A 24379-nucleotide genomic window follows, 5' to 3' on the forward strand; every position below is an offset into this window, starting at 1 on the left:
GGATTAGATCAATGTTCGAACTGACTCAATTGCGCTGCTTCACCACGGTGGCGACCGAACTCAACTTCCGTCGCGCCGCCGAACGGCTGAACATGACCCAGCCCCCCCTCAGTCGGCAGATTCAACTGCTGGAGCATCATCTGGGTGTCGAGCTGTTTACCCGCACCACTCGCAGCGTTGCGCTGACCGCCGCCGGCCGGGCGTTTTTCATCGAGGCGCAGAACCTGCTCGAGCGTGCCCAGCAAGCCGCGGTGACGGCGCGGCGCTTTGCCGAAGGGGACATCGGCTCGGTCAACATCAGTTTCGTTGGCAGCGCGGTGTACGAGTTTCTGCCCAAGGTCATCGCCGAGGCGCGACTCAAACAGCCCCATGTGAAAATCGATCTGTCGGAGATGAACACCTACCAGCAACACGAAGCGTTGCGTGCGCGGCGTATCGACTTGGGCATCGTCCGCGCGCCGCTGCTGGAGCCGGGCTACGCCACCGAGTGCCTGGTGCGTGAACCCTTTGTGCTGGCCGTGCCCAGTCACCATCGGCTCGCCAGCACACAAACCGTGTCGGTCAACGACCTTGATGCGCAACCGTTCCTAATGTACTCCCACGCCGCCTACCCGCCGTTCAACGAACTGCTGACCGGTATGCTCCGTTCTGCCCGCGTGGCGCCGGAATACGTGCAATGGCTCGGCTCGTCGCTGACCATCCTGGCCTTGGTCAACGCCGGCATGGGCCTGGCCCTGGTGCCTCGCTGCGCCACCAGCGTGGTGTTCAAAAACGTGGTGTTTCGCGACATCGATCTGGGCGAAGGGGTGCAGAGCGAGTTGCATTTGATCTGGCGCGAGAACAACGACAACCCGGCGTTTGCGATGTTGCTGGAGGCGATTCGACGGGCTGTGCGGGAAGGATGGGGTGTTTGAAACACTCCGGAAGAAAGGTCGCTCAACACACTTCCCTACCCTCGATCCTCCCGAGCCATGAAAGCGCCGCCACTGGCAGCGACCCCTCCATTGCGCATACCATGCCGCGATTCCAAAAAAAACTTCAGTCAGGCCCCCATGATCAAAGCCAGTCTGCGTAGTCACCTGACACTCTGGTTTGCCGGCTTGTCGCTGCTCACGCTGGTCAGCGTGGGTTTTTATGTCGGCCACATCGCCACCGAGCAGATGAAGCAGGCGAGCGGCAATGCGTTGTTGAGCACGGCAAGGTCTGCGGCCGAGTTGTTGGGCGCGCAACTGCATGAACGTCAGCTCGAAGTGTCTTTGCTCAGTCGAGCCCCGCTGTTCAAAAATGGCGACCTCAACGATCCGGACATCTTGTCGTCGATGGAGCTGCGTTCGCAGTCCCGCGCCGAGTACGCCTGGATGGGCGTGGCAGACGCCGACGGGCGTGTGCGGCAAGCCGTGAATGGCCTTCTGGTGAATCAATCGGTCAAGGAGCGTCCGTGGTTCCAGGCCGGGATGCGCGGTGCTTACACCGGTGATCCGCACGAAGCGGTGTTGCTGGCCAAACTGCTGCCGGGAACTGCCACTGGCGAGCCGTTGCGCTTCATCGATTTCGCCGCACCGATCCGCAATGCCAATGGCCAGGTGATCGGTGTGCTGGGCGCGCATGCCCATTGGAGCTGGGCGACGCGAATTGTCGACTCGGCCGTGCTGCGCAAAGACATGACGCCTGAAGTGGAGGCGCTGATCGTCGACCACGACGGCAAAGTGCTCTATCCGGAAGCGCTCATGGGGCAACACGTGCCGAACATGCCGCAGGCCCGGGAAAACCATTCCGACACCGCTGGCTGGTCAGTAGGCAATGGTTACCTGACCAGCGTTGTCGCGGTGCCGACGCCTTCGAGTACGGACCTTGCCTGGTACATCGCGGTCCGGCAACCGCTGGATATCGCGCTTCAGCCCGCACGCATCCTGTTCTATAAGTTGCTGCTGTTGGGCGTGATTGCCGCGATCGTGTTCGCCTTGGTCGCTTATTACCTGGCGCTGTACCTCAGTCGCCCGATCGAATTGTTGGCCAAATCGGCCAAACGGGTACAGAACCAACAGCCAGGTGCAACGTTCCCCCAAGACCATCCGGTGCGGGAAATTGCCCAGTTGGGTCAATCGCTCCAGGGCATGACGCAGTCCTTGCTCGGCAAGGAACGCGAGTTGCAGGAAGCCAATGCGTCGCTGGAAGCCACCGTCGCGCAACGCACCGCCGCCCTCACCCGGGCCAATGCCGATCTGTTGAAACTGGCCACCCACGATGCGCTGACCGGCGTGTACAACCGGCGGCGATTTGACGAAAAACTGGACGAGTGCAACCTGCTGTTCCAACGCACTGGACGGCCGTTTGCGTTGCTGTTCATCGACGCCGACCACTTCAAGCAAATCAACGACACCCACGGCCATGCGATTGGCGATGAGGTGCTGCACCAGCTCGCCCGGCTGATTCAGGACAACACCCGCGCCACTGATTTCGTGGCCCGTTACGGCGGTGAGGAGTTTGCGGTGCTGTTGCCGGAAATCGAGGAGCCGGAGAGCCCCGAGGTCGTTGCCGAGAAGATCCGCGCCGCGATTGCCGCGGCTAGCTTTGCCACGGTCGGGCACGTCACGGTGAGTATCGGCATCGGGCTGGCCGAGTCATCGGACAGCAATACCACCTCACTGATCAAACGTGCTGATCAGCAGCTCTATCAGGCGAAGTGGTCGGGAAGGAACCGGGTGGCTGCGCAGTCCCGCGTGACGGAACGCCACTGACCAAGCAACTCGCTCACCCTGTGGCGAGGGGGTTTAACCCCCGTTGGGTTGCGAAGCAGCCCCAAGATCTCGGCACTGTCGAAGATGTTGGGAGCGCTTCGCACTCCAACGGGGATAAATCCCCTCGCCACAATTGCGCATCCGCAATCAAGATCGGGTATTGGGCTTACTGAACGTTTTTCAGCTTGACCACATCACCGGAGATTTTGGTGGTGTAACCGGTCAGGACCCAGGCCCAGAACCAGTTTTCCTGCACTTGGGTGTTGATCATTGCGTCGCCGCCCTTGGCTTTGATCGCCGCGTTCTGAGCGCGAACAAAACGGTTGTTCTGCTGGATCGGGATCACGCCGAACAGCAACAGGCCAGTGGCGCTCGCTTCACTGTGACCCAGGACGGTGTATTGGCTGCTTTCATAATGCTGGGTGTTCATCGGTGTGCCGGTGCAACCCGCCAGAACCAGACCGAACAAGGCTACCGCGGCAACTTTACTGAGGTACTTCACTGAAAAACTCCATGAGATGTTGCCCGGGATCCATCTCTCGGGCGGCGCACACTCTAATGGATTAGATGGCCAATTGGTATCAGCTAAAACAGACGATAGCCGCCACATGGGAGACGGCGGCTATCGGTCAGGGAGGATCAAACCGTTTCGGCTCAGCCCTGAGTCACCGCAGCTTGTGGATGCGAAGATGAAACGGGCTCGGGTGCAGGTTCGTCATCCAGCGTGATAAACATCGCCAACACCGGCCCCATCAGCACCACGGCGATGGAAGCACCGAACGCCACCGCCCAGTTGTTCCCCGTGATGTCCAGCAACCAACCGATCACTACCGGCGACACGGCACCGGCCAGGGCCATGCCGGTGAACGTGCACGCGCTGGAAGTTGCGGAATGTTCGTGGGATACCTCGGTGCCGATGACCCAGAGCGGCGAGTCCGCCAATTCCGAGCAAAAGAACGAGAAGCTCAGGCCGCAGGCGCAGATCATCAGGTCGTGGGTGAACAACAGCGGAATCAGGCCAATGATCGAGGCCAGGAAGCCGAAGATGATCAAGTCGCGACGCGAGCGCAGACGGTTGCCGGTGACCTTGAAGCGCCAGTCCGAGAGCATGCCGCCGACTGCGGTGCCGACGGTGCCGCCCAGCAGCACAAAGGTCGAAAACAACGCGGTGTGGGTCAGGTCCATGCCGTAGCGCTGGGTGAAGAACGATGGAATCCAGTTCAGGAAGAACCACAGCACCCAACCGTGACAGAAACAGGTGGCCGCGGCCGGCCACACTTTGCGCAGCATCTGCGGCCAATTCACCGGTTTGGCCGCCACGGGTGGTAGCGGCACGGCGGCGGTTTCGAGCAGTTTCTTCGATTCGCTCAGGCTGAAATACATGACGAACATGTAGATCAGCGTCACCACGCCGAGAATGACGAAGGTCAGTCGCCACGAAAACTGAATGATCATGAACGTCACGATCAAAGGCGCCAGTGCATTGGCCAGGCGTCCGGACGCATGCATCATGCCTTGGGCCGTGCCGCGTTGGGTGATGGGAATGGCGCGGGCGATCATGCGCGCGGCTGTCGGGTAGATCGGCGCTTCGCCGATCCCGACCACGAAGCGTGCAATCACCAGCACCACCAGACCACTGACCAGCCCCGTGGCAATGGTCGCCGCCGACCAGATAATGCCGTACAGCAACATCGCCTTGCGTGAGCCGATACGGTCACTGAACCAGCCGCCGGGAATCATGAAACAGCTGTAAGCGATGGCGAAGGCGGAAAACATCATGCCCAGGTTGGTGTTGCTGAAACCCAGCTCCTTGCTGATCGTCGGGGCGGCGACGGCCAGGTTGGTGCGGTCCACGTACATGATGAAAGCCATGATGCACAGCAACACGAACGTCAGCGTTGCCCTGCGTTTTTGCGCAAGCGTAGTCGGAATCATTTTTCCACCTTTTTTTATAGTTCTAGTGGGCAGGCGGTCATCCCGGACCGCCTGTCATTGCGTTACTTGAAGAAGCCGTGCAACACCTCGTAGGTCTCGTCCGGGCATTCTTCCTGCAGGTAATGGCCCGAGGGCACAGTGGCGGTTTGCACGATATTGGTGGCGTAGCGGCTCCAGATTTCTGCGGCGTTATGGTTGCGGCCAACGCCGCCCTTTTCGCCCCAGAGAATCAGCGCCGGGTTGTCAATCCGGCGGCCCGCCTCGAAGTCGGCGGTGTCCATGTCCAGGTCGATGCCGAAGGTCGCGCGGTAGTCTTCGCACATGGCGTGGGTGGTGGCAGGGTTCTTGATGCAGCGGATGTAGTCGGCCAGCGCTTCGGGCCCGAAGAAACTGGTGCCTTGGTCAGTCTTCGACAGCTTGCGGCGGATGAAGAACTCCGGATCGGCGTCCATCATTCGCTCTGGCGTCGGGGCGTCCTGGGTCATGAAGAACCAGTGCCAGGAAAATTTGCCCCACTGGCGCGTGACGTTGTTCAGCAAATAATGCTGCGGCAGCATGTCGACGAAACCGGCCTTGAGCACCTTGTCACCGTGGTCCAGGCACATGCGATGCAGCACCCGCGCGCCCCGGTCGTGACCGGCGGCATAAAACTGCTCGAAACCCAACGACTGCATCACTTCAACCTGATCCTGGGCCATGGCGCGGAAGGAATAATCCGAGTGATCGCCACCGCCCTGCGGTTTAGAGCTGTCGCCGTAACCGCGTAAGTCGGTGCAGACCACGGTGAAATCCTTGGCCAGGCGCGGAGCAATCTTGTGCCAGGACAGGTGATTGAACGGGTTGCCGTGCATCAACAGCAACGGCGGACCTTCGCCACCGACGACAGTGACAATCTCGGCACCGCTGGTTTTGGTGACGGTCTTGGTGAAATTCTCGAACATGGTGTCAGCCTCGATTCTTTTCTCGATCACTTGGCAGGTGTTTAGCGTTTGGCTTTGCGCGCGGCAGCGTTGTCGGCGGCGACACGGAATGCAGCCGCCATGGCGCCAACGTCAGCGATGCCTTTGCCGACGATGTCGTACGCCACGCCGTGTGCCGGGGTTGCGTAAACGGTCTTCAGGCCACCGGTCAGGGTCACGCCGGATGAGAAGCCCAGCAGCTTGGTCGCGATCTGGCCCTGGTCGTGATACATGATCACCACCGCATCGAAATCGCCGTTGCGCGCCTTGATAAACACCGTGTCCGACGGGAACGGCCCTTCGCAGGCCAGGCCTTTGAGGCGCAGGGCTTCGAGCGTCGGGCGGATGATCGTGATCTCTTCGTCGCCGAACAGACCGTTCTCGCCGCCATGGGGATTGAGTGCCGCGACGCCGATGCGCGGTGCGTTGTTGCCCAGTGCACGCAACGTGTCGTGGGCCAGTTGCAACGCCCCTTCGATGCGGTCCGGTTGCACCATGTCGACAGCTTTGCGCAGCGCCACATGGGAGGTCACGCGAAAGGTCGAGAACTGCGGGATGATGTTCACTTCGCCGAAGTAACCGACATGTTCGGTCCAGGCCGCAAACATCTGGTGTTCGTCGTGGTACTTCCACCCACCGCGATGCAGCCCGGCCTTGTTGAGCGGCGCGAAGCAGATGCCATCGAGCTCTCCGGCCAGGGCCATGTCGGTCATGATCTTCAGGGTTTCGCCGGTCAGACGACCCGACTCCGCGTTGACCAGGCCTCGCTCATACAGCGCAGGATCCACGTTGTGTAAATCGATCAAGGGCACGGCCGCCTGGGAATGGTCGGCCTCGCGCAGGTGCACAATCTTCTGGTAGGGAATGCGCTGACCGGCGTCACGCATGCCGAGCTCGAGCACACGCTCGTCACCAATGATCACCACATCCGCCCGCTCACGTGCCTCAGGCGTCGACAACAGCTTGACGACCAACTCGGGGCCAATGCCGGTGACATCGCCCAGCATAAGTCCAATCAGGGGTTTCATCAGTTTTTCTCCAGTCCAGGCAAGGTGTGTCTTTTATTGTTATGGGCAGCGCCGATGGCGGAACGCAGGCCAACAGTCCGGTGCAACCACTGAGGCCCATCCTAGGCCGACGGGCTGGGGCTTCAAGGTGCGAAACGTGGGGTGGGGGTTCACAGATTGTGGTTTGAGCGGGGGGTGGCCGGAGGTGGCGAAGCAAGATCTTCGGATAGCACCTACGGATGCCGAGGAAGTGTCCCACAAGCGCCTGACACCAAAACGAGAAATATCCTACTTTTGACAGCTTTACAGAGACAAAAAAAAGCCCGTTTCAGCCGAAACTGAAACGGGCTTTTCCCCACATCAACGGCCGTTACTTCAGGTCGTCAAAGTGGTCTCGCAGGAACTCGTAAAAGCGAAACGCTTTAAACAATCTCCATACGAGGCTCAGCGTACGCAGCAATAGCTTCATACGTTTTGGCCTCCAGGTTGGGGGCCAAACCTCCAGCGCACTTACCGGATCACGCGTGCCTTCGGATATACACGCTAATGTTGTCCGTGAGGCGGCCGGTTGAGTTCCCCCCGAACCATCATTCCGGCACGGGTGCAAAACCGTGTCAGAGGGCGTGAAACCGTTATGTAACTGGCCAAACCTCACAGCCGCATTAGCATGTGAGCGCCGGCATATTAACCTAGAATCTTCAGCGCAGCGGCTGGTCTTTGACGTTCCAAGGCAAAGTGATGACGTGTTTTTGTAAAACGTTATTTCTGTCAGGTTATTTCTATCGCTTAGAACACCGAAATTCTCTAGTGATGCCTGCATATGACGTAAATCAATCAATGCAAAATAACGTTGCAAGGATAAGCAAAGCTTAATACCATGCCCCCACGCTAGTGTTGTCCGTGAGATGCACCAAGCCTCAGCCGCAAACTGGGGCTTACAAAAGAACCGCCCCGCAAAGGCGGTTTTTTTTCGCCTGTCGTTTTTGGACCTTGGCCATGCTGGCTGCGATTCGACCCGCCATATCGCGCGCAGTGGGATCACGATGAATAACCCCACCTCCTTTGCTCTCATTTCACCGTTTTGGCACGCTAGGTCGTTCGCGAAGTGTTGAAGGTGACGGCGGCGTTAATCAGCACCTTCAACGCCTCTTCATCAATCTCATCGCCTTCATGCACATCAATCGCACGTCGGGTATTACCTTCAAGACTGGCATTGAACAACCTTGAAGGATCCTCCAGCGAAGCCCCCTTGGCGAAGGTCATCTTCACGGCGTTCTTGTACGTCTCCCCGGTGCAGATGATGCCCGCGTGCGACCACACCGGAACCCGCCACTTCCATTCTTCGACCACGTCAGGGTCGGCCTGCCGGATGAGTGCCCGGACCTTGGCTAGCGTTTCGCCCCGCCAATCGCTCAACTCCTTGATTCTCGCGTCTATCAGCGAAGAGGCCTCTTCAATCTCTCCGTCCTTTGCGCCGATCGCTTCCTTCTTCATCGAGTTGCCGCTCCTTCAGGATGGTTTTCGCCCGCTTCAAGATAGTTGCCGTTTGCCCGCCGTCCAGTGTCGCTGACTGACGGTTTGCGTCCAGGCAATCACCGCCATGCAGAAGAAAAGGGGACGTCTCTATTTTCCGTCCGATCCTGAAGGCGAAGTCCAATTAAACATCGGTGTTTAATCGACATCTCCAGACACTCTCTCAGGCTACACATCCTTGCGCCGTTACCTACGACTGCGCCAGAATCCGCCGGCTTGTGCGCCTTGGACTTGGGACTTATCGTTTCCCCGTCGCTGAAAAACAGCGATGGGGGTTTGGTAGCCCCGGGGTATACGTAAGGTGCTAAGCATCATGATTCGCAGCGTTTGTTCGACTCTGCTTTATGGTGGTCATGCACAGGGCGCTTTCGAGCGCGCCGGTTTCTTACGTCCCGGTCTACCAACCTGAGCATGGCCGCCACCCCTCGTTTGGTAGCGAGAGTGATGGCCTTCATTTAAACGACGTAAGAGGTTTCATCCATGTTCAAACCTACGCCAAATCCACCCGAAACGGACGACGTTTCCCCCTACGAATCCACCGATTCCAAAAAACTCAACGAGGCCGCCGAACGCGCTCTCGACTTTCACTTCCCGTCAAACGCCGACATCAAAGCCACCCCGAGAACGCGCAGCACCCTGTTTTCCGTAGACCCCGAGGCCACGGCCGAAACACTGAGTGTCTACCTGGTCGAGACCCTGGCCTCGGTCGACGTGATGGTGCACCAGTTGGTGGATCACCTGGAGGGCGAGTCGCGCTACGCCCTGCTGGGCATTTCCAACAGCATCATGATGGCGGAGATCACCGCAAACCGGGTGCTGGATAAAATTGATCTACCCAAGTAAGTGCCACTCGCTGTGGTGAATGCGTAACTGACGGTGAGCTGTGCAGCGGTCCCTTTCGGGGTCGCTCACAGCTCCGAGGGATCAACGATGTCGAAACCTTTGCCCCAAGCAGTCAGTGCCTGGCCATCAATCCATGAAGCACCCCGAGCCTCAAACCCGCCTCGGACGGTGTCATCTGGGAGATACCAAAGACCTTGAACGCAGCCAGCATGACCACCAGCCCACCCGGCAAACTGCTCAGGCGATGGGGTTGCAAGCCCGCCAACCCGAGCTGATTGACATGCCCCGCTTCAAGCAGGCGTAACGACAAGCGCAGCAGGCCGCCGTAAGTGATTCCGCCTTGGCCTTCGTCATTCAAGCCGTTGGCCTTGAGGACTTTGGCGAGCATCCGCGCGGTGCCTGAAGAACCGATGGACTGCTGCCAACCCAGCGCCCGGTAACGACGTGCGACTTTTTCAAACTGCACAGTGGCGACACGCTCGGCTTCCAGCAGGGCTTGGGCCGTGATGCACCCTCCCTGAAAGTACCGCGCGCCAAAGGTGCCGCTGCCAATGGCAATGCTTTCGGTCAACAGCGGCTGAGTGCCCTGCCCCAGAATCAACTCGGTGGAGCCACCGCCAATGTCCACGACAAGTCGCATACTCGCGGCACTCGGTATCGTGTGGGCAACCCCGGCGTACACCAGCCGCGCTTCTTCATGCCCGGAGATCACGTCGATCCGGAAACCCAGGTGGCGCTCGGCACTGGTCAAAAACAGTTGGGCATTGTCGGCTTCGCGCACCGCGCTGGTCGCGACGGCTCGCACGCGTCCGGCCTCAAAGCCGCGCAGTTTTTTGCCAAATCGCGCGAGCGCCTGCCATCCCCGATCCAACGCCAGCTCATCCAGCGCGCCGCCCTGGAAGCCTTCTGACAAACGGACGGGCTCGCGCAGGGTTTTGACTTCATGGATCACGATCTGCTGGTTGCGTCTGACCGACTGGCCAATCATCAGGCGAAACGCATTGGAGCCCAGGTCAATGGCCGCAAACAGAGGGGCATCTCCTTTCATGGTGGCGATTCCTGGCAAATTCATCAGCCCTTGGGCGGGGTATTCAAGATGGTTTGTGATGATCCTGCCATGCCTTGGGTGACACGAAGATGACAGCGCGCTTTATTGACCCCGCCCCTTCATCGTCACTTCTTCGTCATATCCCCCGGCCTAGCATGACCACTTCCACCATCGTCCGGAGTCCTCGCCATGCTTTTAACCAATGACACCCTGGTGCAACGCATCCATCGCGAGCTGCTCGATCACAGTGACGAAGAGCTGGAACTGGAATTACTCGAGGACGGGCACGACCTCAATTCGCTGTTCGAAGAACACGTCGGCGACAACAGCGAAAAGGAAGAAAGACGCCGCTACTTCAGTGAACTGTTTCGCCTGCAAGGCGAACTGGTGAAGCTGCAGAGTTGGGTGGTCAAGACCGGGCACAAAGTGGTGATCCTGTTCGAAGGACGCGACGCGGCGGGGAAAGGTGGGGTGATCAAGCGCATCACCCAGCGGCTCAATCCCCGGGTCTGCCGGGTCGCCGCCCTGCCCGCGCCCAATGATCGCGAGCGCACGCAATGGTATTTCCAGCGCTACGTTTCACACCTGCCGGCCGCGGGTGAAATCGTCCTGTTCGACCGCAGCTGGTACAACCGCGCGGGTGTCGAGCAGGTCATGGGGTTTTGCAATGCCGATCAATATGAAGAGTTCTTCCGCACCGTGCCGGAGTTCGAACGGATGCTCGCCCGCTCCGGCATTCAGTTGATCAAATACTGGTTCTCCATCTCCGATCAGGAACAGCACCTGCGCTTTCTCAGCCGTATTCACGACCCGCTCAAACAATGGAAACTCAGCCCCATGGACCTCGAGTCCCGTCGGCGCTGGGAAGCCTACACCAAGGCCAAGGAAATCATGCTCGAACGCACCCACATCGCCGAAGCGCCGTGGTGGGTGGTGCAGGCCGACGACAAGAAAAAGGCCCGGCTCAACTGCATCAATCACCTGCTCAAGCAGATGCCTTATGAAGAGGTGGAACAGGCGGTGATCCAGTTGCCGGAACGCGAACGTCAAGAAGACTATTCGCGCAATCCGACGCCACCGGAAATCATCGTGCCTCAGGTTTATTGAAACCGGTCAGGCTGCACTGCAGACCCATCGTGCAGCGACAGTCTCTATAGAGGCTGCCGCTTGCGTAAAGACTTTCGCCCTGGCACGCGGGTATGATCCGGGATACCTCCCATGGACCTTCTCTATGCCAGCGTCCACCATTCGCCCCTCCCCCGCGCCCTTGCTCCAGCCAGGCGAGACCGTGGTCTTGTTCGACGGCGTGTGCAAGTTGTGCAACGGCTGGGCAAGGTTCCTGATCCGCCACGACCACGACCGACGCGTGCGGCTGGCCGCAGTGCAATCGCCCGAGGGGCAGGCGCTGCTGGCGTGGGCAGGTTTGCCCCTGGATCAATTCGATACCATGGCGGTGATCCGCGACCGGCACTATTGGGTGCGTTCGGATGCCGTCTTCGAAGTCATTGCCCGGTTGCCCCGCGCCTGGCGCCCGTTAGGACTGTTGCGCGCCTGGCGCCCGTTAGGACTGTTGCGCGCCTGCCCACGCAGGCTGCGCGACTGGGCCTACGATCGCATTGCGCTGAATCGATACCGGCTCTTTGGGAAGTACGACACGTGCCTATTGCCCAACCCCGACCATGAACGTCGATTCTTGAAAACGCCCACGTGAGCCCCTTGAAACGCACCCACTGGATCGCCCGGGGAAGCCTGGCGTTCATGTTTGCCTATCACGGTCTGGTGCCCAAGTTGCTGTGGCTGAGCCCCGGCGAGCGGACCATGATTCAAGCCCATGGCATCGATCAGGTGGCGTTATTTGCCTATGCCGCCGGGGTTGCGGAAATTGCCCTGGCCCTATGGTTATTGCTCGCATCACGCATTGCCTGGCCGCTGATCGTTGCCTCGACGGCGTTGGCTGGCTTGCTGCTGGATGTGGCGATTTTCAATCCTTCCCTGCTCAGGGATGCCTTCAATCCCGTCACCCTCAATGTGGCCGGACTGGCGCTGTGTGCGGTGACCTGGAATAGCAGGGGTTGAGCCGTTGTGTGAACCGATCCGCGCGCGGGCCATCTCCCGACCAAAGAATCTTCGGCGCTGAGTGGAAAACTCACCGCTCCCAACGCGAACTCAAGATGACGCTGCAAAGATTCACTCGCTGGAAACCCGGATCCTTGCAGGCAAGGAAATCATCGTTAAAGGTCCCGAACGTGCTGTGGGGCCGATGCTGCAGACCGTGATAAAACGCGTCGATCATCTGATGGGCAAAATCGGTATCACGAGGATAGGCGGCGATCACCGCTTCGCGTTGCGCGTCTGTGAACAGTTCAAAACCACGCCCCGCCACGTCCATCCCCGCGCCAGCCTGAACCAGGGCGATTTCTGAATGCATGTGCTCTGGAATGCCCGGCGTCGTATGGAGCGCGACGGCGTTCCAGACTTTCTCGATGTCCGCTTCGGCGATGTGATGACCGCGCAAAAAGTCGCGCGCGGCATTCGCACTGTCCACCTCGAAGCGAAGCTGGCTCTGGTGATAGATCTCGGTCAGGCCGAGGTCGTGGAACATGGCCGCGACGTAGAGTAACTCCGGATCGAAGGCCAGGCCTTTGCGTTCCCCGAGCAAAGCGCCCCAGAAGTAGACGCGCGTGGAGTGGGAAAACAGCAACTCGCTTTCGGTGTCGCGAATGAGCTGCGTCACCTCGCGGGCCATTTTGCTGTCGGGGACTTTTACGCTGAGAATGTCGTTCGTCGCCACGGTTTAACCTCTGTCAGATCGGCCCGGTGATCTTGAAAAGGGTACGCGCCGCTCGGGTTGCAACCCAGCGCCAATGTCGCGAATTTCCAATGCGCCAATCACAGTTTTTTTGCTGCGCCGCTGTGTATCACAGTGTGTCTGGCTATCCTCTTGATACATCTGTTTTCACCCGGCCCGGGATTCGACACAGGCCAGATACGTCACCGCGTTGAAATGCATTCAAGGTTTCAAGGGGCTCAGCCAGATCCCCTGGCCAACGGGTTGCAACGGAGACATCACCATGAAGATGGCAATGCAAAACAACATCGGCCACACCCGCCGCCGCTTGGTCAGCTCGTCGATCCTGGCGTTCGCCCTGTTCGGCGCGCTCGGCGTGGCCCACGCGCAAACGCCTGCCGCCGCACAGCCGGCTGCAACCAAGGCCGAGGCCACTTATTCAACACCCTCCCCGTTCGGCCCGCTGAAGCACGTCAAGGCCGGCCTGCTGAACGTGGCCTACGCCGAAACCGGTCCGGCCGACGGGCCGGTGGTGATTCTCCTGCACGGCTGGCCGTACGACATTCACAGCTATGACGAAGTCGCGCCGCTGCTGGCGGCAAAGGGTTATCGCGTCTTGATGCCGTATGCCCGCGGTTATGGCGATACACATTTCCTCTCCGATAAAACCCTTCGCAATGGCCAACCGGCTGCGCTGGCCAGTGACGTCATTGATTTCATGGATGCGCTGAAGATCAAGCAAGCGGTGCTCGGTGGTTACGACTGGGGCGCGCGTTCCGCCGGCATCGTTTCGGCGCTGTGGCCAGAACGGGTCAAGGCGTTGGTTTCAGTCAGCGGCTATTTGATCGGCAATCAGGCGGCCGGTAAAAACCCGCTGCCACCCAAGGCTGAATTGCAGTGGTGGTATCAGTTTTACTTCGCCACCGACCGCGGTCGCGCCGGGTACGAGAAAAACACCCACGACTTCGCCAAGCTGATCTGGCAACTGGCCTCACCAAAATGGGCGTTCGACGACGCCACGTTCGACCGCAGCGCCAAGGCGCTGGACAACCCCGATCATGTCGAGATCACCGTGTTCAACTACCGCTGGCGTCTGGGCATGGTCCAGGGCGAACCTCAATACGAGGCACTCGAACAGAAACTGGCCACCGCGCCCTCCATCAGCGTGCCGACCATTACCATGGAAGGCGATGCCAACGGTGCACCGCACCCGGCCCCCGAGGATTACGCCAAACGCTTCACTGGTAAATACGAGTTCCGGCTGATCAGCGGCGGCATCGGTCACAACCTGCCGCAGGAAGATCCGCAGGCGTTCGCCAAGGCGGTGATTGATGCGGATCACCTGTGAGGCCGATCTGAACTAGCACCTTAACAACGACGGCCCGTTTTATTGAACGGGCCGTTTTTTTTGCGCAAGCATTCGCTGGTGGCTCTCTCACTTTTAGATCATTCCAGCAGCGAGATCAGGCGCGGCTCTATGGAGGTTTCGAGCACCTCCAGCAGCGCCAGCGTCACCGGCAACTTGAAGCGCCGTCGCCCCGCGCTGCCCGGATTGAGGTAGAGCTGGTCACCGCGCCACTCTATGTGTGGCTTGTGCGAATGGCCGGTGATCACGAGTTTGATGGCTGAGTCGAGCACGGCGGGGACATCGGCGATGTCATGCACCAGCAGCGCCTCCCATCCGTTGAGATCGAAACGAAGAAGGTCGGGGATATTTTCTGCCCACGGGGCGTCGAGGTCATTGTTTCCGCGAACGACATGCAGCGGGGCGATTGCTTTTAGTTGATCAAGAATGTCGACGTTGCCGATGTCGCCCGCGTGAATAATCCGTTCACAACCCGCCAGGGCAGCAAGGGCTTCAGGGCGGAGCAAGCCATGGGTATCGGAAATCACGCCAACTTTCATGTTCGGCTCCGCAGCAGGATCAGGAATCGGAACAGAGTGTAACCCGGTACGGGCAGGTTTCTCCGCCCCTTACGTGACCCGAGGCACCGGCAACGGCGGCGATCCGCAGACGTTGGCAGAACCACCTAACGCCTGCCCTGCTCACCGCCGCTATCAGCCTGCCCGGCGTGAACGACTACCGAGGGAATGGGCAGGGAAATCCGTATACCCCACCTCAACGCATCGAGTGTAATAACTTGATCGGTCCGCTTCGGCCAACGGCCAGCCGTGCTTGAAACGCTCAACCAGATCCGGGTTTGCGAGATAGGGCCTGCTGATCGCGCCTGGAAACACTGCCCGAACCTTGGCCAGCAGCGCGTGGTCGAGGTGCTGCGATTGGAACTCGGCCACCTCCATGTTCTCCTCAGGCATCAGCTCGTAGACCAGGTGCAGATAGGCGACGCCAAGACGATGCAGCCTCGGGTGAAAGTCTCGACCAAAGCCATCACCTCCTCCGGCCTCATGCGCCGGGGCTTGCCTGCCGGGATATGGGCCAACTTGCCATCCGGGCCGTGGGCAAACACCTGCGAGTCCGCCCTTCCTCGGTCACACCCCATGGCGCCTCGCTGTTCGGCATGAGCGATGGATGGGCCATCCTGCCGACGTGCCACAGTTGCAGAAATATCGTGCCGCCATTGCGGTGGACCTCATCGGTTACCAGACGCCAGCCTTGCTGCTGGGCTGGCGTGTAGATGCCGGGGGTCACGGCGTAGCCGTTGCTGGACGGCGCAATGTCCGTTGCCTCGGCGACGATCAGGCCGGCACTGGCTCGCTGCCCGTAGTAGGCGGCCATCAATTCATTCGGGACGTCACCCTGGCACGGTCGCGCGCGCCATCAGCCTTTAACTGGCCCTCCAAAACCTGCACAATCGCCGGCTTTTTTCGCGACAGGACGTCCTCATGCAACGGATTGTAATTCTGGGCAATGCCGGCAGCGGCAAATCCACCCTCGCCCGCGCCCTCGGCGAACGCATGGGCCTGCCCGTGGTGCATCTCGACACATTGTTCTGGGAACCCGACTGGGTCGAACCCGATGCTGAGCAATTCCGCGCGCGGGTCCGCGAAGCGATCGCACCGGATGCCTGGGTGTGTGAGGGCAACTATGCGCGGCGAACCTTCGACCTTCGCCTGCCCCGTACCGACCTGATCATCTGGCTCGATACATCGCGGCTCACCTGTCTCGCCAGGGTAATCATACGCAGCGTCATGAACCGTCCTCGCGCAGACCTTCCGGCAGGTTGTAGAGAGAAGCTCGATCGGGCGTTTCTGACGTTTCTGAACTTCGTGTGGAATTACGATCGTGGCTACCGCCCAGGTATCGAGGCGGTGCGCCTGGCCATAGGCCCGCAAATTCCTACGGTGCACTTGCGCGGTAACCGGCAGATTGCTGCGTTTCTCGATGACTTGCCCGCAATGTCTGGAACCTCCGTCCAGCCTGAACACCCCGAGCGAACGGGCTGCCTTGATCTGAACGGAGGTCCGGACCAAACAAGCAGTCAGTAATCCCAGAAAGCCGCGACCCAGCGAAAAGCGTTGCCGTCGATGGCCACTCGGCCAACGGAGGGGAATGGCAGGTGCGTGGCAACAAACAGCTCACCGCTGGCCGCTGCTTCTTGCATCAGGCGCACCCGAACGCGGACCGACTCTTCAGGCAGCGTCGACGAGTATGGTCTGGTCGCTGCTGCGCAGCACCAGCACGTTCAGCGGCCAATCGAATGCGTCCGGCCCCAGGTACTGATCCTTGAACCAGGCCGCGCGATCGGCCGGGTCGACATTGGTGGACATCGTCGAGGTCGGCAGAGGCAGCACGCCATCGCTGATCACCAGCACGTCGATCTCGCCGACCCGCAGCGCATAGCGCGAAGAAACCAGCTCCTCGACTCCCGACCCACCCGGGTGTGAGGTGCTGTGCAAGCTTAGGTTTGGCTCCTGCAGGCCGCTGCTTTCCTGATGGGCTCCATCCTTTGGGACGGGGAAGTTCAGATGCGTCGTCATGGTCGTTCTCCGATTGCCTGGCTCAAGAAATCTCGAGCGAAAACCGCTCTCTCGACGTGAGAGGGACGGATCGCCCAGAAACCGAGTCTGCATCGCGACGCACCGCGCCAGCTACCATACCTGGGTATGGTGCGCTTGCACCTTAGCGTGATCGCTTCATGCAAAAGGGTGGAGAAGGCTTCTACGAAGTCACACGTACTAAGCCGCCGTTTCGCCGCCTTGCGGTTTACCCACGCCATACCTCACGCCCGCCCGAAGCGCATGGCGGAGTTTCAGGGCCGGCCGTTCGATGCAGTAGTACGAAACGCAGCTCAACCCGAACGACAGGATCAGAACGGCGGCAACGATAGGCGCGTCGTAGGCAACGGGCCAGAAAGCGCGCAGGACGTACATCACCACAAAGTGATTCAAAAACACGCCATAGCTGATGTCCCCGAGGAACTCGTCAACCCGGTGAAACTTGAGTTTCGTCAGCACGTACACCGCCGGGATGCCTAACGCGATGCCCGCAGTCACTTCCGCGTTAAATGGCCGACGCTCAATCAGCCCCGCTTCGATCGCCGCAAACATCAAGGCTGCCACCACGGCGGTGCCGGCAGCGATCGCCAGACCCTTCGCTCGCGGTTTGTACAGGTAGCTGCCGCACAGGAACATGAACAAGACGCCCGGCAACAGGCGATAGCCGTACACATCGGTGTTGATGAAACCAAGACAGGCCGTCATGAAAACCGCAACAGACAAGGTAAACGCAATGCCCCGCGCCTTGTAGATAATCAAGAAAGGGATCACCAGGTAGAAACACATTTCAAGCCCCAGCGACCAGCCCGGCGGCAAGATCAGCGACCCTGCAACCCCGAACATGTAGAAACCGAGGGGCACCATGGCAAGACTCTGCGCGATGGTCTTGAAGGTCAGCTCGGCGGCTTGGGGCGTGCCGGGCAGCAGGAAATAAATCACGGTGCAGGATGCCAGGAAGTAGAACAGGAACTGCGGGTAAAGCCGCAAGGCCCGGTCCATGTAGAACAGGCCGATTTTCTCCGGCGCCTTGTAATTGCGCTCGATGAGCGAGGTCATTACGAAGCCGCTGATGATCAGAAAGGAAACCACGGCAACCACGCCAGGGTTAAGCCCCGCGAACGTCTTGCCCATATGAGAAACGGCCACCAGAACGGCCAACAACAGACGATATGCTCCCACCCGGTTCTCCAGACATCCTTATATTTATGGCGCGTAAGCTACGATGCTTTCAGTCCTGAGAACAGGCTTTTTTCGTGGCGCCGGAACCTTCCTTCATCTGCGCGAATCGATCCGGCGATCCCTGCCGTGTGGGACTATTCAGATTCCCCCGGGCAAAAAAAGCCCCGCAACCGAAATGCGGTGCGGGGCAAAAAATTGGTTGGTTGCGGCCAACCAAAGGAGCGCTTGAAAAACGTTACGGGCCGGGGTCAGATGCAATCCTGGGCGGCGCGTCCAAAACTCGACGGCAGGAAGTTCGAAGCCAGCAAGTGCCGCTCGTAGATGAACACCTTGCCGCCACTGCCGGCCTTGTAGGCTTCCAGCACGTTGTCTGCGGAGACTTTGCTCGGCACCACAATCCGGTAGCTGCGCTGGGTCTGCGAGACGGTCGGGTTCAACGCACTGCCCTGCAATTTCGGTACGACGCAGTCGGCGTATTGCGCAGGTGTCTTACTGGTCTGCAGGGTCAGCGTCGGGTCATTCGGTGCAGAAGCGCAGCCGGCGAGCAATAAAGAGGCAAACGCCATGGCAGGCACAAATAACGGGCGCATGGATGTCATCCTGAAAATAAAAAGTCCGGTTCATCACGCGTCGGGACAGCATCACCGGCGGTGTTCGATGGGGGGGATTTTCCGGTGATTGCCGACAAAGCAGAAACTGTGTTTCGTGATTGTCACTATTACTTCACGCAATAGTTGCGCGCCGTGCAGACTCGTACACACTCAATCACAACCAAAAATATTGATGAGGCCGCTCCTTGAGAACGTTTGACCTGATCCGCGACGCCGTCCTGCCCGATTTCCGTGACCGGGTGGCCGAGTATCTGATCGAGTACGAAACCGTACTGCTGGGCGAAATCGCGCCCGACCCAGAGCTTGCGCGAGCCACCGCCAATCAGCTGCGCGGTTATTTGCGCGGGTTGAACACCACGCGGGTGTTGGGCATGGCGGAGTGGGAAGAGCTGGATCGGCGGGTGGTGGATACGTGGCTTTTGCCTGACCAATGACAGCTTCGGGGGAGTCGCTTTACTGGCCGGAACGGGTCCTTGATTAGCCCGCCTCAACACGTGCGCGCACGCGGGTTAAACAGTCTCGGCGTCGTGGTTGCGGGCAGGAATGTGCCCCGGTCATTTGAAAGAACAGTGATGAATCGGCATTAATCCGATGCGAAGAGCGCATGGGCACAGAAGTGCCCTTCACAACAGCCGATGCCTTGATACTCTGTGTGCCCCCTGATCATGGATCATCAGCACATGGAAGTAGCAGCCCACTTCATCATTCTTGAAACGGAGCATTGGCTGCTCAATCACCACCTGTCGTCGGCGCTTCCCGGCTATCTGATGCTGGGGGCGAAGACTCACGTCAACTCGCTGGCTGAACTTCCCGACGCTGCGCTGGCTGAGTTGGGCGGACTGATGGCCAACATCCAGAAAACCCTCGAGTTGCAGCTGAAGCCGAAGTGGCTCTACATCAGTCGATTCGGTCACGACCCTCGCTATCCCATCCACTTTCACTTCATTCCGGTGTACGCCTGGGTCGAAGATCTTTTCTGGAAAGATGCCAGGTACCGGCTTTTGCAGACATTCGCCAGCCTCGAAAACGCCCAGTCACTGACGGATGGAGCGGAACTGACACTGTTCATCTGGCGCGAGTTTGGAGAGAGCCTAGAGCCGCCGGAAGCTCAAGGGCCGTCAATCAATCAGCTCATTGATGATTTGCGCCAATCCTTCAATTAGGGGCAGCCCTGTCCGGAAAAAGGCCGGACGCCATCGCATTTGATAAATACTCTCAAATGAGAGTACGACGTATTCCAGAATGTATTGCGTTTGCGTATGATATGAATTCTCAATAACATCAAAATCAAATGTGAGCTCGCATGACCGCCCCCCTCTCTCTGCGTATTCAAAACTCCGTGACGCCGCGCTCGCCTTCGACCCTGCGCCCCCTGGCTCTCGCAGTGCACATGCTGGCAGCCGGTATCGCCATCACTGCGCCCTCCGTGCAAGCGGCGGAACAGACTGAGCAGACAGAGACTGGAAGTGCTGTGACCCTGGCGCCTATCGCGATCACGGAGACGGCCACTCGCGAGCGCAGCGCCGTCACCGAAGATACCCACTCATACACAACTGACGCTGCGCGCACGGCCACGCCGTTGAGCATGTCCCTGCGGGAGACGCCGCAGTCGGTGAGCGTCATCACCCAGCAACGCATACAGGACCAGGATCTGCATACGATCCTCGACGTGGTCAACAATGCCACCGGTGTGTCGGTCAACCGCTACGAGACCAGCCGGGCGCAGTTCAACGCCCGTGGTTTTGAACTCAACTCGCTGATGATCGATGGCGTGCCCACCATTTATGAGCAGCCATGGAGTTCGGGGGAAATTTTCAGCAGCCTGGCCATGTATGACCGCGTTGAAGTCGTACGCGGCGCCAATGGTCTGATGACCGGTGCCGGCGACCCTTCGGCGTCCATCAACATGGTGCGCAAGCGCGCTAACAGCAAAGACCTGAAGGGGTCTGTAGAACTGAGCGCCGGCACGTGGGACACCTATGGCGTCGAGGCCGACGTCTCCACGGCGCTGAACGAGGAAGGCACTGTCCGCGCGCGGCTGGTCGGTGAGACCAACGAAGGCGATACGTGGATCGACATGAACTCGAACAAGCGCCAGACCCTCTACGGCACGATGGATATCGACCTGACGCCCGACACCACGCTCTGGTTCGGCTTGAGCCGGCAAGAAAGCAACGCCGACTCGCCGATGTGGGGAGGCCTGCCCGTCTGGTACGCAGACGGCAGCCGTACCAACTGGAGCCGCTCGAAGTCAACCTCCGCCAAGTGGAGCAAGTGGGACACGACCTACGAGACCTACTTCGTCAATCTTGATCACACCTTTGCCAACGACTGGCAAGTCAACCTCAGCTACAACCGTGGCGAGCGCACCGGCGACTCTTCCCTGCTGTACCTGTCCGGCAATCCAGGCAGGAACGGCAGCGCCGGGATGTCTTCGTTCCCGGCGACCTACAAGACCGAAACCACCCAGGACGACTATGGCATCCGCTTCAACGGCCCGTTCTCATTCCTGGGTCGTGAGCACGAATTGGCCTTCGGTTATGTGGACAGCAAGCAGAAGTTCGACGCCGACTCACTCGACGCGCAAACAGGTTTTGACGGCGTTGCCGATTTCGATGCCTACAACGGCAATTTCGCAGAGCCGGTATGGGGCCCGAGGACCGACTACGGCTACAGCGAGACACGCCAAAAAGGACTGTACGCCGCCACCCGCCTGAACGTGACCGACGATTTGAAAGTGATTCTTGGCGCGCGTGAGAGCTGGTACGAGAAGACCAGTGATGACATCTTCTCGGAAGTCAGCAAGACCGATGTCGATCATGAGCTGACGCCCTATGCCGGTATTGTCTACGACCTCACCGACAACCTCTCGGCGTATGCCAGCTACACGGAAATCTTCCTGCCGCAATCGGTACGCGACCGCAGTGGCCAGGAACTGGAACCGATTGTTGGCGAAAGCACTGAATTGGGCCTCAAGGGTGAATACTTCGGTGGCCGCTTGAACGCCTCTGCTGCGATTTTCCAGATCAAGCAGGACAATCTGGGCCAGAACACCGGCGCGCTGATCGATCCTTCAAACCCGGTCGGCGGCTTCGCCTACGAGGCAAGCGAAGGCGCGACCAGCAAGGGTTTCGAACTGGAAGTTTCCGGCGAACTCGCAACGGACTGGAATGCCTCGGTGGGTTACACCCAGTTCACGGCCGAAGATGCCAAGGGCGACGACGTCAACACGCTGTACCCGACCAAGTTGCTGCGCACCTTTACCACCTACCGTCTGCCAGGTGCTTTCAACAAGCTGACCATTGGCGGCGGGGTTAACTGGCAGGACTCGATCTACACCTACGCCGTCAACCCGGCCGGCAATTCCGAGAAGATCCAGCAGGATGCCTATGCCCTGGTCAACCTGATGGCGCGCTACGAATTCACCGACAACCTCTCGGGCCAGCTGAATGCCAACAACGTCACCGACGAGAAGTATTTCGACATCTTCGATGCCTATGGAGCCCTGACGTACGGCGCACCGCGCAGCATTACCGCTTCGGCGAAGTACCGCTTTTAAGGCAGGCTCTCTGCTACCCGAGGTGTGCACCACGAAGAAAACACAACACCGGCCTTGCGCCGGTGTTTGCTTTTTTGATGACAGGCAACCCTGGATTCAGCCGGCCAGTTACACTGACGCTCATGCCAATGTTCGGACTTAAGGGATAGTCAGCGGCTCGGCGTACTCGGGTTGGCGCAATACCTGAACGTGCGTATCCCTGAAAGGTGGATGAGAGCAGCCCTAAGCCAAAACAGTGGTGCAGTTCGTTCGCTCGTCTTGATCCTCGAGGGGGAAGACAGGCCTGCGTTGCTTATCGCTGCGATCGCAGATCCGTCCCGGCCCGTCTTTGAAGCCGGCGTCCACGGCTTGCGCCCTCAACCTTGGAGCATCGTCGAATCGGCATTTACCCACCAGCTCGAAACACTTTGGGTAACGCTGTCCCCCTCTCGACGCCAGGCTCTCCTCGAACTGATGCCCAAATGGACCCAGGCAGGGTTTCTTCTTTATCAGCTTCACCGCAGCCCTTATGAGCCGTCTTCGCTTGAGCAGATAAGGGAGTGGGTCGACGCCCAGCCCTACTCCATCACCGACCGAGAAACTCCGAAAAGAGAGTGTGACCGGATCATTGAACAACTGAGTGCGCTGGAGACAGATCGGAGATTACCTGCAGGGTCCATTGCCAGGCTGACATGAGGGGGGTCTGATGGGCGCAACTGTGAATGCAGGTATTGCGTCCACCCGGGACCAAGACAATAAGTCCTCGTAAAAATGAGCTCGACGGTCCCGAGCCGTTGCTCACGAGCAGACGTCAGTCATCCACTTGGACCTCCATCTGCGACCGAAAGTTATGGGCCAGAAGCGAACAACGATCGGTACTACGATCAGTCTTCACGCTCGTAACGCTGACTTGCCAACCCAGTACCGCGCAGCTACTGTCAGCCCTATGAATCAACCTCCTATCGCCTTGACCACGACTACCACGACCGCCAAAGGCGGGGCGTGAGAGGTGTCGTGAGCCGATAAGCACGAACTTCAAAGGCCCGCCAGTGATGGACAGGGCCTTTTCTTTTGCCCTTGTGTCGCTGGCTAAAACGCAAGGAAAAGCACTATGTATGCACTGTTAATTCTCGATATGCAGGTTGGATTGTTTCATGGCGCGGATACGCCATGGGCAGGCGAAGCGCTGGTAGACACGTTGAACAATCTATTGAATAAAGCCCGGAGTGCGGGCGCCCCCATTTTTCTCGCCCGCCATATTGGCCCACCTGGTACGCCAATCGAGCCTGGAAGTCCGTTGACGCAGTTGGTGCAGGAGCTGGTGCTGCAGGGCGACGAAGTGATTTTCGAAAAAAGTCGACCCAACGCCTTCACCAAGACAGTTCTTGCCGATCATCTGCGGGCTTGTGGTGCTCAGGGTGTGGTCATTGCCGGAATGAAGACCCAATACTGTGTCGACAGCACCTGCCGCGCCGCACGAGACCATGGTTTCGATGCGGTGCTGATCGCCGATGGTCATACCTGCACGGACACCTTTGCGCTGAAGGCCGAAGAGATTGTCGCTCATCACAATGCGACCCTCGCGGGTCCATTCTGTCGTGTCGTAAACGCTGAGGACTGGTGTTTCTAACCGCCATCGACGGACCGGTCCACGTCAGGGCCGATCCGTCCACGCTGGGTCGTTTTCAGCCCTTTGTGAAAGGCAGAAATCGGCCAATAGCGGACATTGGTGGCCGGCATTTACTGGCCAAAAGCAATCACCCAGTCATTAAGTCAATTTAGACACAATCAGCTTGGTCCGACTATCGGGCAGCAAACCTACAGGTGCCCCCTAGCTTTCACCTAAGCTCTTACCTGATGCGATTACATGGAGAGAATCTACTCGACCTTCCAGAGCGTGGAGAATCCGATGATCAAGCATTTGAGTCCCATTTTTGTACTTGCCGCTACCATCTTTCTCGGTGGTGCGTCCTGTCACGACCAAAAAGAAGAGGATAATTTGCAAAACAAGCAAACGATGGAGGACAGTCCAGCTCGCACGGGAATGGGAATTATACCCCGACAACAAATTCAACCTCGAATGAACAGAATGTAGACCTTTCAGACGCATCACTTGAGCGCTGCGGACGTGTCGTTGGAAGCTCGCCAACGAAATGCCCGAAACTGGTTTTTACAGGGCTAACTAACCCAAAAAGGAACATCCCGTGTTTTCACCCGGACGTGTTCATCGTTCCAACTCCCGG

At 59.0% G+C, this 24379-nt stretch carries 24 protein-coding genes and 1 pseudogene; 13 read left to right on the forward strand and 12 right to left on the reverse strand.

Features of this window, described 5'->3' with window-relative positions:
* Nucleotides 1–11: 11 nt before the first annotated feature.
* Together DJ564_RS19855 and DJ564_RS19860 are read left to right on the forward strand one after the other, a co-directional pair.
* Entirely contained in the window at nt 12–914 is a 903-nt protein-coding gene (locus DJ564_RS19855; protein WP_109632636.1) for a LysR substrate-binding domain-containing protein, read from the forward strand.
* A gap of 138 nt (nt 915–1052) precedes the next feature.
* Nucleotides 1053–2738 (forward strand): sensor domain-containing diguanylate cyclase, encoded by a 1686-nt coding sequence (locus DJ564_RS19860; RefSeq protein ID WP_109636124.1) that lies wholly within the window; start codon nt 1053–1055, stop codon nt 2736–2738.
* Between the two features lie 166 nt (nt 2739–2904).
* On the opposite strand, the gene DJ564_RS19865 is transcribed toward DJ564_RS19860, so the two are convergent.
* From DJ564_RS19865 to DJ564_RS19885, 5 genes are all read right to left on the reverse strand, one after another.
* Nucleotides 2905–3240 carry a hypothetical protein gene (locus DJ564_RS19865; RefSeq protein ID WP_109632637.1) on the reverse strand — a complete coding sequence of 112 codons (336 nt, stop codon included), beginning with the start codon at nt 3238–3240 and terminating at the stop codon, nt 2905–2907.
* A gap of 152 nt (nt 3241–3392) precedes the next feature.
* On the reverse strand, nt 3393–4673 hold the full coding sequence (locus DJ564_RS19870) for an MFS transporter (protein ID WP_109632639.1): 1281 nt from the start codon (nt 4671–4673) through the stop codon (nt 3393–3395).
* Nucleotides 4674–4735: 62 nt separating this feature from the next.
* The gene (locus DJ564_RS19875; RefSeq protein WP_109632641.1) at nt 4736–5614 is read right to left on the reverse strand and encodes an alpha/beta fold hydrolase; all 879 of its coding nucleotides are present in this window, start codon (nt 5612–5614) and stop codon (nt 4736–4738) included.
* Between the two features lie 41 nt (nt 5615–5655).
* Nucleotides 5656–6660, reverse strand: coding sequence for a PdxA family protein (locus DJ564_RS19880; protein WP_109632643.1), 1005 nt, complete (start codon nt 6658–6660; stop codon nt 5656–5658).
* A 1068-nt stretch (nt 6661–7728) separates the two neighbouring features.
* Entirely contained in the window at nt 7729–8133 is a 405-nt protein-coding gene (locus tag DJ564_RS19885) for a DUF1801 domain-containing protein (RefSeq protein ID WP_109632644.1), read from the reverse strand.
* Nucleotides 8134–8652: 519 nt separating this feature from the next.
* Between DJ564_RS19885 and DJ564_RS19890 the strand changes: the two genes are divergently transcribed.
* Nucleotides 8653–9015: a DUF6124 family protein gene (locus DJ564_RS19890; protein ID WP_109632647.1), complete on the forward strand. Its 363-nt coding sequence runs from the start codon at nt 8653–8655 to the stop codon at nt 9013–9015.
* A gap of 112 nt (nt 9016–9127) precedes the next feature.
* Here DJ564_RS19890 and DJ564_RS19895 read toward each other — a convergent pair whose 3' ends face one another.
* On the reverse strand, nt 9128–10063 hold the full coding sequence (locus DJ564_RS19895; protein WP_109632648.1) for a Ppx/GppA family phosphatase: 936 nt from the start codon (nt 10061–10063) through the stop codon (nt 9128–9130).
* Nucleotides 10064–10252: 189 nt separating this feature from the next.
* On the opposite strand from DJ564_RS19895, the gene ppk2 reads away from it, so the two are divergent.
* From ppk2 to DJ564_RS19910, 3 genes are all read left to right on the forward strand, one after another.
* Entirely contained in the window at nt 10253–11170 is a 918-nt protein-coding gene (ppk2, locus tag DJ564_RS19900) for a polyphosphate kinase 2 (protein ID WP_109632650.1), read from the forward strand.
* A 124-nt stretch (nt 11171–11294) separates the two neighbouring features.
* Nucleotides 11295–11774, forward strand: coding sequence for a thiol-disulfide oxidoreductase DCC family protein (locus tag DJ564_RS19905; RefSeq protein WP_109632652.1), 480 nt, complete (start codon nt 11295–11297; stop codon nt 11772–11774).
* Nucleotides 11771–12139 (forward strand): DoxX-like family protein, encoded by a 369-nt coding sequence (locus DJ564_RS19910; RefSeq protein WP_109632654.1) that lies wholly within the window; start codon nt 11771–11773, stop codon nt 12137–12139. The genes DJ564_RS19905 and DJ564_RS19910 overlap by 4 nt, the downstream gene beginning before the upstream one ends.
* Nucleotides 12140–12209: 70 nt before the next feature.
* On the opposite strand, the gene DJ564_RS19915 is transcribed toward DJ564_RS19910, so the two are convergent.
* Entirely contained in the window at nt 12210–12809 is a 600-nt protein-coding gene (locus DJ564_RS19915; RefSeq protein WP_109636125.1) for an HD domain-containing protein, read from the reverse strand.
* A 325-nt stretch (nt 12810–13134) separates the two neighbouring features.
* On the opposite strand from DJ564_RS19915, the gene DJ564_RS19920 reads away from it, so the two are divergent.
* Nucleotides 13135–14199, forward strand: a complete 1065-nt coding sequence (locus DJ564_RS19920) for an alpha/beta fold hydrolase (protein ID WP_109632655.1) — start codon at nt 13135–13137, stop codon at nt 14197–14199.
* Nucleotides 14200–14297: 98 nt separating this feature from the next.
* On the opposite strand, the gene DJ564_RS19925 is transcribed toward DJ564_RS19920, so the two are convergent.
* On the reverse strand, nt 14298–14756 hold the full coding sequence (locus DJ564_RS19925; protein WP_109632657.1) for a metallophosphoesterase family protein: 459 nt from the start codon (nt 14754–14756) through the stop codon (nt 14298–14300).
* Between the two features lie 499 nt (nt 14757–15255).
* Complete coding sequence (locus DJ564_RS32510; protein ID WP_371921941.1) at nt 15256–15588, reverse strand: hypothetical protein; 333 nt, start codon at nt 15586–15588, stop codon at nt 15256–15258.
* Between the two features lie 107 nt (nt 15589–15695).
* Here DJ564_RS32510 and DJ564_RS19935 point away from each other — a divergent pair, with 107 nt between their 5' ends.
* Nucleotides 15696–16298 (forward strand): AAA family ATPase, encoded by a 603-nt coding sequence (locus DJ564_RS19935; RefSeq protein WP_256597437.1) that lies wholly within the window; start codon nt 15696–15698, stop codon nt 16296–16298.
* Here the strand turns inward: DJ564_RS19935 and DJ564_RS19940 are convergent.
* From DJ564_RS19940 to DJ564_RS19950, 3 genes and pseudogenes are all read right to left on the reverse strand, one after another.
* Nucleotides 16292–16790: pseudogene (locus tag DJ564_RS19940) on the reverse strand (hypothetical protein). The gene DJ564_RS19935 and the pseudogene DJ564_RS19940 sit on opposite strands and share 7 nt — an antisense overlap.
* A gap of 198 nt (nt 16791–16988) precedes the next feature.
* Nucleotides 16989–17987 carry an acyltransferase gene (locus DJ564_RS19945; protein WP_109632659.1) on the reverse strand — a complete coding sequence of 333 codons (999 nt, stop codon included), beginning with the start codon at nt 17985–17987 and terminating at the stop codon, nt 16989–16991.
* Nucleotides 17988–18235: 248 nt separating this feature from the next.
* Nucleotides 18236–18577 (reverse strand): hypothetical protein, encoded by a 342-nt coding sequence (locus DJ564_RS19950; RefSeq protein ID WP_109632661.1) that lies wholly within the window; start codon nt 18575–18577, stop codon nt 18236–18238.
* A gap of 206 nt (nt 18578–18783) precedes the next feature.
* Between DJ564_RS19950 and DJ564_RS19955 the strand changes: the two genes are divergently transcribed.
* The 5 genes from DJ564_RS19955 (at nt 18784) to DJ564_RS19975 (ending at nt 23766) form a co-directional block, all read left to right on the forward strand.
* Nucleotides 18784–19032, forward strand: coding sequence for a hypothetical protein (locus tag DJ564_RS19955; RefSeq protein ID WP_109632663.1), 249 nt, complete (start codon nt 18784–18786; stop codon nt 19030–19032).
* Between the two features lie 246 nt (nt 19033–19278).
* Entirely contained in the window at nt 19279–19761 is a 483-nt protein-coding gene (locus tag DJ564_RS19960) for an HIT family protein (RefSeq protein ID WP_109632665.1), read from the forward strand.
* 140 nt (nt 19762–19901) lie between these two features.
* Nucleotides 19902–22157 (forward strand): TonB-dependent siderophore receptor, encoded by a 2256-nt coding sequence (locus DJ564_RS19965; RefSeq protein ID WP_109632667.1) that lies wholly within the window; start codon nt 19902–19904, stop codon nt 22155–22157.
* 210 nt (nt 22158–22367) lie between these two features.
* Nucleotides 22368–22832 (forward strand): hypothetical protein, encoded by a 465-nt coding sequence (locus tag DJ564_RS19970; protein WP_109632669.1) that lies wholly within the window; start codon nt 22368–22370, stop codon nt 22830–22832.
* A gap of 415 nt (nt 22833–23247) precedes the next feature.
* Nucleotides 23248–23766 carry a cysteine hydrolase family protein gene (locus DJ564_RS19975; RefSeq protein ID WP_109632671.1) on the forward strand — a complete coding sequence of 173 codons (519 nt, stop codon included), beginning with the start codon at nt 23248–23250 and terminating at the stop codon, nt 23764–23766.
* Nucleotides 23767–24379: the final 613 nt, after the last annotated feature.

Source organism: Pseudomonas sp. 31-12 (genome assembly GCF_003151075.1).
In the GTDB taxonomy this organism is placed as follows: domain Bacteria; phylum Pseudomonadota; class Gammaproteobacteria; order Pseudomonadales; family Pseudomonadaceae; genus Aquipseudomonas.

Coding starts and splice junctions, on each gene's coding strand:
- DJ564_RS19855 (WP_109632636.1), top strand. CDS start 12: ATGTTCGAACTGACTCAATTGCGCTGCTTCACCACGGTGGCGACCGAA.
- DJ564_RS19860 (WP_109636124.1), top strand. CDS start 1,053: ATGATCAAAGCCAGTCTGCGTAGTCACCTGACACTCTGGTTTGCCGGC.
- DJ564_RS19870 (WP_109632639.1), bottom strand. CDS start 4,673: ATGATTCCGACTACGCTTGCGCAAAAACGCAGGGCAACGCTGACGTTC.
- DJ564_RS19875 (WP_109632641.1), bottom strand. CDS start 5,614: ATGTTCGAGAATTTCACCAAGACCGTCACCAAAACCAGCGGTGCCGAG.
- DJ564_RS19880 (WP_109632643.1), bottom strand. CDS start 6,660: ATGAAACCCCTGATTGGACTTATGCTGGGCGATGTCACCGGCATTGGC.
- DJ564_RS19885 (WP_109632644.1), bottom strand. CDS start 8,133: ATGAAGAAGGAAGCGATCGGCGCAAAGGACGGAGAGATTGAAGAGGCC.
- DJ564_RS19890 (WP_109632647.1), top strand. CDS start 8,653: ATGTTCAAACCTACGCCAAATCCACCCGAAACGGACGACGTTTCCCCC.
- DJ564_RS19895 (WP_109632648.1), bottom strand. CDS start 10,063: ATGAAAGGAGATGCCCCTCTGTTTGCGGCCATTGACCTGGGCTCCAAT.
- ppk2 (WP_109632650.1), top strand. CDS start 10,253: ATGCTTTTAACCAATGACACCCTGGTGCAACGCATCCATCGCGAGCTG.
- DJ564_RS19905 (WP_109632652.1), top strand. CDS start 11,295: ATGCCAGCGTCCACCATTCGCCCCTCCCCCGCGCCCTTGCTCCAGCCA.
- DJ564_RS19915 (WP_109636125.1), bottom strand. CDS start 12,809: ATGGCCCGCGAGGTGACGCAGCTCATTCGCGACACCGAAAGCGAGTTG.
- DJ564_RS19920 (WP_109632655.1), top strand. CDS start 13,135: ATGAAGATGGCAATGCAAAACAACATCGGCCACACCCGCCGCCGCTTG.
- DJ564_RS19925 (WP_109632657.1), bottom strand. CDS start 14,756: ATGAAAGTTGGCGTGATTTCCGATACCCATGGCTTGCTCCGCCCTGAA.
- DJ564_RS32510 (WP_371921941.1), bottom strand. CDS start 15,588: ATGGCCGCCTACTACGGGCAGCGAGCCAGTGCCGGCCTGATCGTCGCC.
- DJ564_RS19935 (WP_256597437.1), top strand. CDS start 15,696: ATGCAACGGATTGTAATTCTGGGCAATGCCGGCAGCGGCAAATCCACC.
- DJ564_RS19950 (WP_109632661.1), bottom strand. CDS start 18,577: ATGCGCCCGTTATTTGTGCCTGCCATGGCGTTTGCCTCTTTATTGCTC.
- DJ564_RS19960 (WP_109632665.1), top strand. CDS start 19,279: ATGGAAGTAGCAGCCCACTTCATCATTCTTGAAACGGAGCATTGGCTG.
- DJ564_RS19965 (WP_109632667.1), top strand. CDS start 19,902: ATGACCGCCCCCCTCTCTCTGCGTATTCAAAACTCCGTGACGCCGCGC.
- DJ564_RS19970 (WP_109632669.1), top strand. CDS start 22,368: ATGAGAGCAGCCCTAAGCCAAAACAGTGGTGCAGTTCGTTCGCTCGTC.
- DJ564_RS19975 (WP_109632671.1), top strand. CDS start 23,248: ATGTATGCACTGTTAATTCTCGATATGCAGGTTGGATTGTTTCATGGC.